Raw genomic sequence first — 12,025 nt, 5'->3', positions numbered from 1 at the left:
TTGCGGTCTTTTTTATTGTACTGAATTATTTAAACGTTTTATGACCTTGCTGCTTAATGGCTTCAAACTTGGCTGAACTTTGTTTGGCTTCAGTCAACTTTCCTGCATGTACGAGATGTTGAGCATGTTCAATCTCTTGAGATAATACATCAAAACTTTGCTCATATTGCTTCACTTGAGCACTGTCTTTTGCTTGTTTCGCTAACTTTCCGGGCTTATTTTGTTTGGCAGTTACTGCGGCTTTTTGCATTTCAGTTAATGCGTTATTTGCCTCTGTGGCAGTCTGGGCTTGAGCAAAAGCCTTTGAGTTCTTCGCCAAAGATTTCATCGCGCCTTCTAGCACTTCCGATGCTTGTGCAAATCCTGCCAAACATATACCACTGCTCAACAGCACGACCTTTAATAGTGTTTTCATTCTTATTCCTATGAGTTTGCAAAAAAATGCAGCCTAAGGCTGCATTAAATATGGCAAAAACTAAGAACGATGTAAATTAAAAATCATCATCACTTTCAGGGTCTCGGTGTAAAGCATCATGAATCGCTTCAACCAACTGCAACGCAATTTCTTGTTTCGACGCTTTTTCCAGATCACGTTTTTGCATTTTATAATGTTCTGCAAAAAAGACTATCATCGCATTTTCATCAGAAGCAAAACCAATATCAGGGCGTGACACATCATTACAAGCAATCATATCGAGCTTTTTCGCGACTAATTTACCTGCAGCATATTCTTCGACATTGCGTGTTTCTGCTGCAAAGCCAACCATGAATGGGCGTTTATCTTGCTGTGCAATGGTCGCCACAATATCAGGGTTTTTGATTAAAGAAACATTGAGCTCATCCCCTGCTTTCTTAATCTTATGCTCTGCAACTTCTGCAACGCGATAGTCTGCAACAGCAGCAGTCGCGATAAACACATCACAGCCTTCATCCAACATTTGCATACTGATATCCAACATTTTCATGGCAGATGAAACATTGATCCGGCGTACACCATTCGGCGTATCTAAGCTGACAGGACCTGCAATTAAAGTTACTTTGGCTCCAGCCGCATAACATGCAGCGGCAAGAGCAAAGCCCATTTTACCCGTACTGTGGTTGGAAATATAACGCACAGGATCAATCGCTTCACGCGTTGGCCCAGCAGTAATGGTGACTTTTTTACCGGCCAGCATCCCAAATTTTTCAGCCATGGCACGCTGCGCTTTATGGAAGTATTCTGTCACTTGATGTGCCAAATCCTCAGGCTCAGGCATACGACCTAACCCAACATCACCACAAGCTTGAGCACCCGCATCTGGCATGATTACATGCACGCCATCGTCTACCAAAGTCGCTAAATTACGCTGCGTCGCTTTTGCTGCCCACATTTGTTGGTTCATGGCAGGTGCAACCCACACAGGGGCTTTGGTGGCTAAATATAAAGTAGAAAGCAGGTCATCAGCTAAACCCGCAGCAAACTTTGCAATGGTGTTACAACTAGCAGGCGCAACCAAAAGCAAGTCTGCCCAGCGTGCCAGCTCAATATGTCCCATGCCCGCTTCGGCTTCAGGGTCTAACAATTCAGTATGCACAGGATTGCCTGACAAGACTTGGAATGTTAATGGGGTAATAAAGGCTTGTGCGCCTTCGGTCATGACCACACGGATTTGAAAACCTGCGTCTTTTAAACGACGAACTAAGATGGCACTTTTATAGGCAGCAATACCGCCCGTAACAGCTAAAAGGATATTTTTATTTGGAATCACACTGAGATCAAAGCTCACGAACAGGCTACCTTTCTGTTGCAGTGGCGCTCACAATAGCATTAAATAGTCTTATACCCAATAATCGGTTGGGTAATGTTCCTCAAATTAAGAATAAAAAAGTATAAAAGAATGCACTTATCTATAAAAAAATGGCCCGAACAAGAACGGCCACGTGAACGCTTGTTACAACAAGGGCCTGCCAGCCTCTCTGATGCGGAACTACTGGCTATTTTTATCCGCTCGGGCTCAACACAACATTCTGCGGTCGAATTGGCCCGTCTGCTGTTACAGCATTTCGGCAGTCTGAATGCCGTTTTCGATGCTGAACTGCCCGAACTCAGCCAATTTCACGGCATTGGTCCGACCAAGTATTCACAATTAATGGCCGTCAAAGAATTGGGACGACGCTACAGTAGTCAGCAGCTCAAGCAAGAAAAGTTAGAGCTCAATCATTCAGCTCAGTTACTCAAGTTTTTACAATATGAATTTTCAAGCGAGAACCAAGAGGTTTTTGCCGTGCTCTGTCTCGACGCACATTTAAGAAAAATAAACTTTAAAAAGTTGTTTTTTGGCGCGGTCAATTCCTGTGAAATTTCGATCAACCAATTGCTCCGTTATTGTATTGCTCAACATGCTACCTTTGTCGTGATTGCCCATAACCATCCGCTTGGAAAAGCTCAGCCCTCCGCGGCGGATATCGGACTGACCGAGCGTATTCTTCAAGCCAGTCAGCTTGTGGACATTCAACTGATTGATCATTTTATTTTATCGCCCGAAGGTACTTTTTCTTTTGCTGAACACGACCTGATCCAACCCGCTTAAATATGCAGACAAATGATTGACAAATACCACGACAAATATGAAGATCAAGCAAAATTGTAAAAGAATTCTAATCACATGATTGTGCGTGATCAGCCCAGTATTTTTAAGGTGCTTTTTTCATGGCGTGGCACCATTCTTCCCAAAGTTTTACCCCCTTTGGGCGTGGTCATGTTGGTCTCTGCCATTATTGGCATTTTGTCCTATGTCGGCTATTTTCATTTCCCTGAACTGCCCTTGGTCGGCTTCACCCTCATTGGGGTAGTCCTTTCTATTTTCCTCGGCTTTAAAAATAGTGCCTGCTATGACCGTTGGTGGGAAGCACGGAAGCTATGGGGTATTTTAATTGCCAATTCACGTCACTTTGACCGTGACTGTCGTATCTTGACCCAAGGTCGTCGTGAACGTGTAATTCAACATGTGATTGTCTTTGCCAATGTCTTGCGTGACCGTTTACGCCATCAAACAGCCAATCCTACGGAACTGGTGGAAACCAGTGGCCTAAGTCAAAATGCACTGACTCAGCTGTATCAACAAGCCAATGCCCCGCAGTACACCCTCAGTTTGATTCAGTGGGAGTTAATGCAAGCATTAAAAGAAGGTGAAATTAGCGACATTGTGTATGCACAGTTGAATCAGCATGTTGCTGACCTAAGTGTAGTGCAAACCGGTTGTGACCGTATTGCGACAACGCCACTACCTTTTGCCTACTCGGTATTACTCAATCGTACGGTGTATTTTTTCTGTCTCATTTTACCGTTTAGCTTAGGTTCAACCTTGGGTATTTTCACCCCGCTATTGGTTGGTGTGTTGGCCTATACCTTTTTAGGACTCGATGCTTTGAGTTCGGAAATTGAAGAACCTTTCGGAACGCAAAGTAATGATTTGCCGCTGGACTCGATGGTACGTACCATCGAAATTGAACTGCTTGGGACTTTAGGTAAACCGACACCTCCCCCGATTCAAGCACAAGACAATAATCTACTCTAAGCGAACTCACACTTACCTTCTCTTAGGCCATATATAGCTCATGGAGAAGGTAGCGATCCTCAAAACATTTAGATAAAACTATCCCAAATCCCCACTTGTCCCTCTTTGACTCTGGGAATATTGCCCAATTTAATCCATGGCATATTGTCACCATGAAAATCACTGCCGACCGATACTTTTAAATCATGCTCGGCAATCATCCGATCCACCATTTGACGGGTAGATGTCGGTTCAACACTGGGTGGCAACTCAACCGCATCTCCACCAAACTGCGCAAAGATTTCAATCAGATAGCGAATATTGGTGGCCGATAAATCATAACGTGTCGGGTGCGCCAATACTGCAAAACCACCACTGGCATGAATCACCTGAATGGTTTCTTCTAAACCCAGCCCATCAAATTTCACGTAGGCTTTTTTGCCTTCCTTAATATATTTATCAAACGCTTGTTGCGCGCGACTCACATACTTTTTTTCAACCAAGGTCTTGGCAATATGGGTTCGAGTCACGCGGTCAGGCATCTGTTCAACTTTCGCCAAAACATCAGCATAAATGTCTTCACCAATCAGTGGAATCAACAAATCACAAATTTCTTTGGCGCGGCGCGCGCGGATTTGTTTTTGCTGTTCAAGACATTTTTGTAGTGGCTCTAAATCTTGCATATTCAATGCAACCACATGCACGCCATAGTTTTTCTTAGTCGAGGGTCTCGACCACTGACTGGAAATTTCTACACCTGAAATAATACGCATCGCATGCGACTTTGCAGCCAACTCTGCTAAAGCAAGGCCATCCATGGTGTCATGGTCTGTCAAAGCCAAGGTATGAATACCTTTTTCTGCTGCAGCATCAACCAATTGCTTCGGTGTAAAAGTGCCATCAGAAATATTGCTGTGAGTATGTAAATCTACGCCTTCCATCACTTATACTAGCTATTTATTTGAACAGATTTAGATACTCTAACATGAAAGCACTTTTAGACTTTGTGCCGCTGATCATTTTCTTTTATTTATATAAAACTGTAGATCCGAAAAATACTGATCACCCATTACTTCAATTGATTGGTTCTGCTGGGGGTGTCGATAATAATAATATTCTTGTAGCCACCACAGGTTTAATTATTTCGATGCTGATGGTTTACGGCGCACTGTTCTTCATGCAAAAGTTCCGTTTAGACAAACAACAGTGGATTGTGTTGTTTATGACGGTTATTTTCGGCGGTGTTACCTTAATGCTGTCAGATGACTTTTACATCAAACTCAAAGCGGCCTTACTGAATATAATTTTCTCAGGTGCTTTCTTACTTTCCCCTTATTTTGGCAAAGAACGCAAACCGCTGATCAAACGTTTGTTCGGCCCAATCTTCAATTTAACCAACGCAGGTTGGAAAAATTTAAACTTTGCATGGGCGGCCATGTTTGCTCTCATGTCTTTTTTACACGTATTTTTCGCATTTTTATTTATGGACGGAAAATATTGGGGAGAATTCACGGCTTTTGGTGACATGATCGTGATGTTTTCCTTTATCATTATTCAGTTTATTGTATTACGTAAATACTTTAAATCTTCTGAAGAGTAATTTAGCCAGAACATACATCGAGAATTCATATGCCGCTATTCGTTGTCACATGTACCGATCAGGAAGGGACTGTCGAAAAACGCCTTGCTACACGTCCAGAACATCTTGTTCGTTTACAAAAGCTCAATGATGAAGGTCGTTTAATTGTTGCTGGTGCAATGCCTAAAGACCCAAGCAATCCACAAGCGGGTTTTTATGGCAGTACGATCATTGTTGACTTTGACTCACGTGAAGCACTCGATGCATGGTTACAGGAAGAGCCTTTCTTAAAAGCAGGGGTTTATCGTCATATTGATGTTAAACCATTTAATAAAGCATTCCCTCAAGGATAAGGTCATGCGTGTCGTTGTCACAAGCTTATTGGGTTTATCTCTTCTTTCTTCTATGGCATGGGCGGTTGAAACCGCACCTGCTCCAAGTGTAGCCCCTGCCGTCCAAGCAACGACTGCGGCTCCACCACCATCTGGACACAACACCGCTACACAACCAAAAATTATTCCTGCTGTAGCAACCATTAGTCCAAATGGTCAACCACAGGAAGCCAAACCGCTCACCGCTGAACAATTGGCGAAAAACAAAGCCCTCCAAGATGCCAAAGTCAAAGCATTGGTCAAAGACCAAGCTTCTCGCTTAGCTCAGTTAGAAAAAGCCAATCTTGATGCTTTGGCACAAAACCAAGAGCTACAACTTAAAAATGACAGCCTCGGTGTACAAGTACAGGTTTTACAAAGCGAACGCAGTGCACAAATGTTTCTCTACGGTGCAGCAACCATCGCTGTGGGTGTCTTACTGGGTTTCTTAATTGCTAGTTACGTTTATACCAAACGCCGTCGTCAGTGGTAAGCTAAGCCCTATTAGAAACAATAGGGTACTGTGGCTTTGTCAAGCGCAATTCAAACTGCCGATTTAGAGTGGCAACAAGTTGATGGCATTGATGTGCCAGTTTCAAAACAATTTGGCGATGTCTATTTTTCCAAAGACAATGGTCTACTCGAAACACGCCATGTGTTTTTAAATGGCAACGATTTATCTGAGCGCCTGTCAAATCTTCAGCCCTTTGAATATTTTAGTGTGGGTGAAACTGGCTTTGGCACAGGGCTCAACATCTTGGCACTTTGGCAACTTTGGCAACAAGTACGGCCAAATAACCACAGCCATCTCCATGCCATTTCAGTTGAAAAATTTCCGCTATCTAAGGCTGATCTGATACGCGCACTCGATGCTTGGCCTGAACTTAAACCGATCGCCGATGAATTGATAACACAATACCCGCATCCGATTGCGGGTTGTCATCGCCTGAGCTTCCCTAATGAACGTTTTAGCCTAGACCTGTGGTTAGGCGATGCCCACGATGTTTTCCCTAGTATGGCAAAAACCAGTAGCATTAACGCATGGTTCCTCGATGGGTTTGCACCTGCCTGTAACCCAGACATATGGGAAGAGCAAGTACTGAATCACATCGTTCGCTTGTCTGACATTGGAACAACATTTTCTTCATTTAGTGTTGCAGGTGTACTTAAACGCGGCTTAAAACAGTATGGTATTTCTATTTCACGCCCACGTGGATTCAAACACAAACGCGAAATGCTCAAAGCCATCTGGTTCCCTGCTGAGCCTGAACATACATCAGATGCTGTAGACGCCAAATCGGTATCGGATCAAAACCGACCTGGTCAACGACCATACCCTTTTAAACAGCGCCATATCGCAATCATAGGTGCAGGGATTGCAGGTTTAACTAGTGCATGGGCCTTTGCTGAGCGTGGGCACCAAGTCACGCTCTACGACCAATCTGAGCCACTCGCAGGAGGTTCAGGCAATCCGCTGGCCTTACTCAACCCCAAACTTTGTCCGATTGAACAAAGTCATGAACATCTCATGACCTTGGCTTGGCAACATGCTTTACAGCACTATTCCAAATTTCAAGCTTTTCGCCCGATTCAAGTACATCAACTGGCGCTTAAAAAAGCCGAAGACTTACTCGATCTCGAACCACAATATCCTGCGGGTCTTTTGACAGCCGAAACCGCTGCTGATTCAGCGTTAATCACTGAATATTCCAGTCTGAATTTAACCGAAGCGGGCGCCGTTTCACCACATCAACTCAGAGATCAAATCTTAGCGCATCCGCTGATTCAGTTCGTACAAGCCAACATTACTCAAATCCATCCAGAGCACAATGAAATCGTAGATGAACAAGCTCAATCTCTAGGTCAGTTTGATCACGTGATTGTGTGTTGTGCACGCCACACGGCTACTTTCTTTGAGCAGTACCCTGTGCTGAAGCCCATTCGTGGACAAGTTAGCTGGGTGGAGAACACGTCACAAGCATTCGCACTTGATCAAGCCTATAGCTATGGTGGCTATTGTATGCAGCTTGATGCTCAACAGCTCATCTTAGGCGCATCCTTCTATCCGAATCGGGACGACAGCGATGTTTTGCTTGAAGACCATGTGCATAACTACGAGCTTATCCACAGTGTCTTTCCAGATTATGCACAATCACTTCCTGATGTGAGGACTTGGCAAGGCCGTGCATCCGTTCGCGCGCAAAGTTTGGACTATTTTCCAGTACTTGGTAGAATGTCCGAACAGTCTGAAGTTTATAGCTTTGCAGGCCTAGGCTCTAAGGGCTTCTTATTTGCGCCTTTATGCAGTGAAATTTTAGCGGCACAGATACTAAAAGAGGCCTGCCCTGTTCCTGAGTCACTGCTACAAAAGCTCAGTCCAACCCGATTCCACAAGAAAGTCAAAGCCAAAAAGCCTTATTTTAAAGCTCAGTCTTAGTTCTGCTTTTGACTCAAGTGCAGCGCATGGCGCTATAGAGAAAATTCATATTTCCAAGACATTAAAAAAGCGCCTTACGGCGCTTTTTTTGCTGTTGCTTAGTTGCCCTGCTCTAAGGCTAGACCAGCATCACGAGCAGCACGAGTACCGCCCATTAAAATGACATACTCACGTGCACTATCAAAACCTTCAAGTAGCTCTGCTGCACGTGGTGCTTTGCTTCCGCCGCCACATAATATATAAATCGGTTGACCCGTCGACACCTGAGTAAGGCTCTGTGCCGATAGTCCCGTGATGGGCTGATTAACCGCCCCTTTCACGTGTGCTTCGGCATAAGCATTTGAATCGCGTACATCCCAGATGATCGCATCCTCTGGGAACTCAAATGTTGTAATTTCTTGTTTACGGATCATTGCGCACTCCTTTGATGTAAACAACACTTGGCAAATGAAGAAAACATCCCTAGCATCTCAGATATTCTTTCTATTTGTAAAGGTCTAATCCATGCCATCTTTTGATATTGTTTCAGAATTAGAAATTTTTGAGGTAAATCATGCTGTTCAGAATACCCAAAAGGAAATTGCAACCCGTTTTGACTTCCGCGGTCAAGATGTTTCAATTGAACTCAATGAAAAAAACAAAGAAATTAAAATCTCAACAGAAAGTGATTTCCAGTGCGAACAAGTTTATACCATGTTAGAGAACCATTTCTTTAAGCGTAAAGTTGATATTCAAGCGCTTGATCCACAAAAAATGACCGCTTCAGGTAAAAATGTACTTCAAGTGGTGAAATTAAAAGACGGACTTGACTCAGATACCGCAAAAAAAATTAACAAAGCCATTAAAGAAAGCGGCATTAAAGTGCAATCTTCAATTCAAGGCGACAAAATTCGTGTGACTGATAAAAAGCGCGATACATTACAGCAAGTAATGACGTTTTTAAAAGAACAGCAATTTGGTCTGCCTTTACAGTTCAATAACTTTAAAGACTAATCCCCTTGTTCGATCATTTGAGGTAACTATGCCAAAGGCCAATCGCTTATCTAAAATTGTAAAAGCCACTTCTCGCTTGCCGAAAGCGTTGCTTACGCGATTATGGAGTCAAGCTTTTGGTCGCATAGTTCCCATGGTCGGCAGTGCTCATATCCGTTATTTACAAGTGAATCATAGTGAAGTCGTCGTCAAAATTGAAAACCACCGAGCTATGCAAAACCATATTGGTCAACTACATGCCTGTGCCATGGCCTTGATTGCCGAAACGGCAACAGGTTTTGTCACAGGGATGAATGTACCTGACCATTGCATCGTTCTGATTAAAAGCATGCGTATTGACTTTAAACGTCCAAGTAAAGGTGCCATGACAGCGACAGCCACCTTAACACCAGAACAACAGCAACTGATGCAAACTACCGCCAAAGGTGAAACTTTAGTTTCTGTGACAGTAATGGATGAATCGGGTGAAGCACCTGTTCAATGTGAAATGTTATGGGCTTGGCTCGATAAAGCATCATTAAAAAAATAAGAATGTAAATATAACTTACTGTTTGGTAAGTATAAAATTTACAACAATACGCTAAAGCCGCGACTAAAACTTACTATATCTTTGCTTCAACTCAGCTCAAAATCATGCTACATAATATGAATATTTGAGCTGACTTAATGAAAAAAAGACTAATTTTAGCAACGACCCTATTTTCTTTAGGGCTTGTCGCCTGCCAACAACACAACCCAGCCAACACATCGGTTTCAACAACGCCGAGTCACCATTCTGCCTCTGCTCTGACCGAACAGAATAAAAAAATTGTGGTGGACTTTTATGAAGGGGTTTTTAGCAAACATCAGGTTCAAACCTATTCAGACCGCTATATTGGTACACAATATATTCAACATAATCCCTATGTTGCAGACGGAAAAGCGCCTTTTGTAAACTATTTCACCCAGTATTTTAAAGAACACCCGCAAGCAAAAAGTACCATCAAACGTGTGATTGCCGATGGTGATTTGGTTGTACTGCACGTCCACTCCACCCAAAATGCACAAGACCGCGGAGAGGCTGTCGTTGATATTTTCCGTGTCGAACAAGGCAAAATTGTAGAACATTGGGATGCCGTGCAGAGCGTGCCTGCCGAATCAGCAAATAGCAACACGATGTTCTAAAGCTTAATCACTTTTCAAATAATTATAAAAAAGCCAGTATTATTACTGGCTTTTAGCTCGTCTCAAGCTTAATTAGCTTGATTGGCAAAAAATTTCTCTTTCACATCAGTTGGAATTTGGCGCTTATTGCCTTTGACATCCACTGCCACAAAGGTAAATACACCTTCAGTTACACGTACAGGTGGGCGTGAACTATCATGACTGTCCCATACCTCAATTTCCATTTGAATCGAGGTATTGCCTACTTTTAGAATTTTAGTATAACAACTAATCACGTCCCCGACTTTGACAGGGACCAAGAACGTCATCTGATTAATCGAAATCGTTGCACAACGCCCTTTACTAAAGCGTTCTGCGTGAATTGCGCCGGCCAAATCCATTTGTGACACAATCCAACCACCAAACACATCTCCACTCCAGTTGGTATCAGCTGGCATTGCAATCGTTTGAAGAGATAGCATCCCTTCTGGTTTCACATGAATCTCTGACACGTTGACTCCAATTTTCGTTATGACTGGGCTTGCAACTGTTGATCTAACCATTGTTGCAATTGTGGCGCACGGAGCGCGCCGCTTATTCTAGCAATTTCAGTAGTTTTATTCATTAAAACTAAGGTTGGAATACTTCGCACATTAAAGGCACTACTTAATCGTGGAGATTCTTCGGTATTAATTTTGGCAAAAATCACTTGTGGATTTTGTTTCGCCACTTCAGCAAAATGCGGTGCCATCATTTTACAAGGACCACACCACTCTGCCCATAAGTCAATCAATACAGGCAAATCACTATGGCTAATAAACTGACTAAAATTTTGTTCATTCAACTCAATAGGTGTAGCTGGCAGAAGCGTAGCATGACATTGGCCACAACTCGGATTAGCATTCAGCTTCTCTTCAGGGACACGATTTTTTGCCATACAGGTCGGACAGACGATAATCATTTAATTGACTCCAATATGTTGGTGTAAAAATTCTAATTGGGTCGAAATGGCTTTTTCAAACCAGGTGGCATGATAAATATCGAAATGTTGCATCTCCCATTCATGATATTGAACAAAGGGAGCAATATTGGTCGCCGCTTCACGACTCGATTCAATAGGTATGAGGCTATCATGTTTTGCTGCAATAAAAAGTACAGGAATATTAATTTGCCGTACATTTTGAATCGGACGATAACGGATTAAATTAAAAAATAGTCGTGCGGGAATCTCACCACTCCAATAATAGTCTAGATTGATAATCGAACGATAACCCAAATACGCATCTTGGGTCGGCATAAAACACAGCTTTCGGGGGTCAACTACGGGTAAAGTCGTTGGCGCTAAACCAACTTTGCCCCCCATATAATCTTGGCTGGACAGCTTTAATGCTTTCGGGAGTTGCTGTAACGGGTAAAGCTTGGCACTTTCAGCACCATCGACAAAAGGCACTTGTGCCATCACCGCCTGAACATTTTTGAACTCTGCAGCAATATCGAGTACATATCCACCGCTGAGTGCCGTCCCCCACAGCACAATACGTCGGCTATCAATCGACTTACGCTCTTTGACATGGTTAATCATGGTGCGCCAGTCTTCGAGCTGCTTTTTAATCGACACCAGCTCTCTTGGGCGCCCCGTACTCCCCCCCAATAACGATAGTCGAATAACACGACCGCATAGCCCGCTTGTGCAAACCGTTGCGCAAATTGAATCAGTTTGAATTGGCGAAGCCCAGCCAAGCCATGAGCCATCAAAATCACTGCGGGCTTCTCTTCAGTTTTCGGACGGTAAAAATCTGCAGCAATGACCTCTTGGCCACTTTTCACATACAGCGGTTCAACGGTATAGGCGTGCATACCTGCTCCATTGCGTTATTTTATGGTTGTAATCGCTTATAAATATTTCAACAGCATAGGCTGAGCTTTCAGCTTAATGCTATCATAAAGCATATCTCGATTATCTTAA

15 protein-coding genes and 1 pseudogene are annotated in these 12,025 nt (G+C 43.2%); 9 read left to right on the top strand and 7 right to left on the bottom strand.

What is annotated here, in order from left to right; genetic code table 11:
• Positions 1-25: 25 nt before the first annotated feature.
• Positions 26-415 (bottom strand): cytochrome b562, encoded by a 390-nt coding sequence (locus tag ACZ8ZH_RS02390; protein WP_119064711.1) that lies wholly within the window; start codon positions 413-415, stop codon positions 26-28.
• A 76-nt stretch (positions 416-491) separates the two neighbouring features.
• Positions 492-1,766 (bottom strand): bifunctional phosphopantothenoylcysteine decarboxylase/phosphopantothenate--cysteine ligase CoaBC, encoded by a 1,275-nt coding sequence (gene coaBC / locus ACZ8ZH_RS02385; protein ID WP_119064713.1) that lies wholly within the window; start codon positions 1,764-1,766, stop codon positions 492-494.
• 111 nt (positions 1,767-1,877) lie between these two features.
• Here coaBC and radC point away from each other — a divergent pair, with 111 nt between their 5' ends.
• Both radC and ACZ8ZH_RS02375 read left to right on the top strand, forming a co-directional pair.
• Positions 1,878-2,570: a RadC family protein gene (gene radC / locus ACZ8ZH_RS02380; RefSeq protein ID WP_119064715.1), complete on the top strand. Its 693-nt coding sequence runs from the start codon at positions 1,878-1,880 to the stop codon at positions 2,568-2,570.
• Positions 2,571-2,645: 75 nt separating this feature from the next.
• On the top strand, positions 2,646-3,557 hold the full coding sequence (locus ACZ8ZH_RS02375; RefSeq protein WP_004983451.1) for a bestrophin family protein: 912 nt from the start codon (positions 2,646-2,648) through the stop codon (positions 3,555-3,557).
• 68 nt (positions 3,558-3,625) lie between these two features.
• Here the strand turns inward: ACZ8ZH_RS02375 and ACZ8ZH_RS02370 are convergent, their stop codons facing one another.
• Complete coding sequence (locus ACZ8ZH_RS02370; protein WP_119064717.1) at positions 3,626-4,477, bottom strand: PHP domain-containing protein; 852 nt, start codon at positions 4,475-4,477, stop codon at positions 3,626-3,628.
• A gap of 44 nt (positions 4,478-4,521) precedes the next feature.
• Between ACZ8ZH_RS02370 and ACZ8ZH_RS02365 the strand changes: the two genes are divergently transcribed.
• Genes ACZ8ZH_RS02365 through mnmC form a run of 4 tightly spaced genes read left to right on the top strand, consistent with a single transcriptional unit; the run spans position 4,522 to position 7,923 of the window.
• A complete protein-coding gene (locus ACZ8ZH_RS02365) occupies positions 4,522-5,136 on the top strand; it encodes a septation protein IspZ (protein WP_119064719.1) in 615 nt (204 codons plus the stop codon).
• Between the two features lie 29 nt (positions 5,137-5,165).
• Positions 5,166-5,468, top strand: coding sequence for a YciI family protein (locus ACZ8ZH_RS02360; protein WP_086210481.1), 303 nt, complete (start codon positions 5,166-5,168; stop codon positions 5,466-5,468).
• Between the two features lie 4 nt (positions 5,469-5,472).
• The gene (locus tag ACZ8ZH_RS02355) at positions 5,473-5,979 is read left to right on the top strand and encodes an SH3 domain-containing protein (protein WP_086210482.1); all 507 of its coding nucleotides are present in this window, start codon (positions 5,473-5,475) and stop codon (positions 5,977-5,979) included.
• 36 nt (positions 5,980-6,015) lie between these two features.
• The gene (gene mnmC, locus ACZ8ZH_RS02350; RefSeq protein ID WP_119064733.1) at positions 6,016-7,923 is read left to right on the top strand and encodes a bifunctional tRNA (5-methylaminomethyl-2-thiouridine)(34)-methyltransferase MnmC2/FAD-dependent 5-carboxymethylaminomethyl-2-thiouridine(34) oxidoreductase MnmC1; all 1,908 of its coding nucleotides are present in this window, start codon (positions 6,016-6,018) and stop codon (positions 7,921-7,923) included.
• 98 nt (positions 7,924-8,021) lie between these two features.
• On the opposite strand, the gene ACZ8ZH_RS02345 is transcribed toward mnmC, so the two are convergent.
• The gene (locus tag ACZ8ZH_RS02345) at positions 8,022-8,336 is read right to left on the bottom strand and encodes a rhodanese-like domain-containing protein (protein ID WP_086210483.1); all 315 of its coding nucleotides are present in this window, start codon (positions 8,334-8,336) and stop codon (positions 8,022-8,024) included.
• 91 nt (positions 8,337-8,427) lie between these two features.
• Here ACZ8ZH_RS02345 and ACZ8ZH_RS02340 point away from each other — a divergent pair, with 91 nt between their 5' ends.
• The 3 genes from ACZ8ZH_RS02340 (at position 8,428) to ACZ8ZH_RS02330 (ending at position 10,080) form a co-directional block, all read left to right on the top strand.
• On the top strand, positions 8,428-8,916 hold the full coding sequence (locus ACZ8ZH_RS02340) for a YajQ family cyclic di-GMP-binding protein (protein ID WP_004697619.1): 489 nt from the start codon (positions 8,428-8,430) through the stop codon (positions 8,914-8,916).
• Between the two features lie 28 nt (positions 8,917-8,944).
• Complete coding sequence (locus tag ACZ8ZH_RS02335) at positions 8,945-9,445, top strand: DUF4442 domain-containing protein (RefSeq protein ID WP_470247835.1); 501 nt, start codon at positions 8,945-8,947, stop codon at positions 9,443-9,445.
• A gap of 137 nt (positions 9,446-9,582) precedes the next feature.
• The gene (locus ACZ8ZH_RS02330) at positions 9,583-10,080 is read left to right on the top strand and encodes a nuclear transport factor 2 family protein (RefSeq protein WP_110975828.1); all 498 of its coding nucleotides are present in this window, start codon (positions 9,583-9,585) and stop codon (positions 10,078-10,080) included.
• Positions 10,081-10,148: 68 nt separating this feature from the next.
• Here the strand turns inward: ACZ8ZH_RS02330 and ACZ8ZH_RS02325 are convergent, their stop codons facing one another.
• The 3 genes and pseudogenes from ACZ8ZH_RS02325 to ACZ8ZH_RS02315 all read right to left on the bottom strand — a co-directional run bounded on the left by ACZ8ZH_RS02325 (position 10,149) and on the right by ACZ8ZH_RS02315 (position 11,916).
• Positions 10,149-10,571, bottom strand: a complete 423-nt coding sequence (locus tag ACZ8ZH_RS02325) for an acyl-CoA thioesterase (RefSeq protein WP_086210486.1) — start codon at positions 10,569-10,571, stop codon at positions 10,149-10,151.
• A 17-nt stretch (positions 10,572-10,588) separates the two neighbouring features.
• Positions 10,589-11,020: a thioredoxin TrxC gene (gene trxC / locus ACZ8ZH_RS02320; protein WP_086210487.1), complete on the bottom strand. Its 432-nt coding sequence runs from the start codon at positions 11,018-11,020 to the stop codon at positions 10,589-10,591.
• Positions 11,021-11,916, bottom strand: a pseudogene (locus tag ACZ8ZH_RS02315) (alpha/beta hydrolase).
• Positions 11,917-12,025 lie beyond the last annotated feature (109 nt).

Source organism: Acinetobacter sp. SW-226 (assembly GCF_055632855.1).
The sequence above is the reverse complement of the archived record's forward strand: the minus strand, read 5'-3'. Positions and strand labels throughout refer to the sequence as shown.

Excerpts from the sequence above, each read along its gene's own strand:
- ACZ8ZH_RS02340 (WP_004697619.1), top strand. The coding sequence starts at position 8,428 with ATGCCATCTTTTGATATTGTTTCAGAATTAGAAATTTTTGAGGTAAAT.
- ACZ8ZH_RS02345 (WP_086210483.1), bottom strand. The coding sequence starts at position 8,336 with ATGATCCGTAAACAAGAAATTACAACATTTGAGTTCCCAGAGGATGCG.
- ACZ8ZH_RS02335 (WP_470247835.1), top strand. The coding sequence starts at position 8,945 with ATGCCAAAGGCCAATCGCTTATCTAAAATTGTAAAAGCCACTTCTCGC.
- ACZ8ZH_RS02370 (WP_119064717.1), bottom strand. The coding sequence starts at position 4,477 with ATGGAAGGCGTAGATTTACATACTCACAGCAATATTTCTGATGGCACT.
- trxC (WP_086210487.1), bottom strand. The coding sequence starts at position 11,020 with ATGATTATCGTCTGTCCGACCTGTATGGCAAAAAATCGTGTCCCTGAA.
- ACZ8ZH_RS02390 (WP_119064711.1), bottom strand. The coding sequence starts at position 415 with ATGAAAACACTATTAAAGGTCGTGCTGTTGAGCAGTGGTATATGTTTG.
- ACZ8ZH_RS02355 (WP_086210482.1), top strand. The coding sequence starts at position 5,473 with ATGCGTGTCGTTGTCACAAGCTTATTGGGTTTATCTCTTCTTTCTTCT.
- ACZ8ZH_RS02360 (WP_086210481.1), top strand. The coding sequence starts at position 5,166 with ATGCCGCTATTCGTTGTCACATGTACCGATCAGGAAGGGACTGTCGAA.
- ACZ8ZH_RS02365 (WP_119064719.1), top strand. The coding sequence starts at position 4,522 with ATGAAAGCACTTTTAGACTTTGTGCCGCTGATCATTTTCTTTTATTTA.
- ACZ8ZH_RS02375 (WP_004983451.1), top strand. The coding sequence starts at position 2,646 with ATGATTGTGCGTGATCAGCCCAGTATTTTTAAGGTGCTTTTTTCATGG.
- radC (WP_119064715.1), top strand. The coding sequence starts at position 1,878 with ATGCACTTATCTATAAAAAAATGGCCCGAACAAGAACGGCCACGTGAA.
- ACZ8ZH_RS02330 (WP_110975828.1), top strand. The coding sequence starts at position 9,583 with ATGAAAAAAAGACTAATTTTAGCAACGACCCTATTTTCTTTAGGGCTT.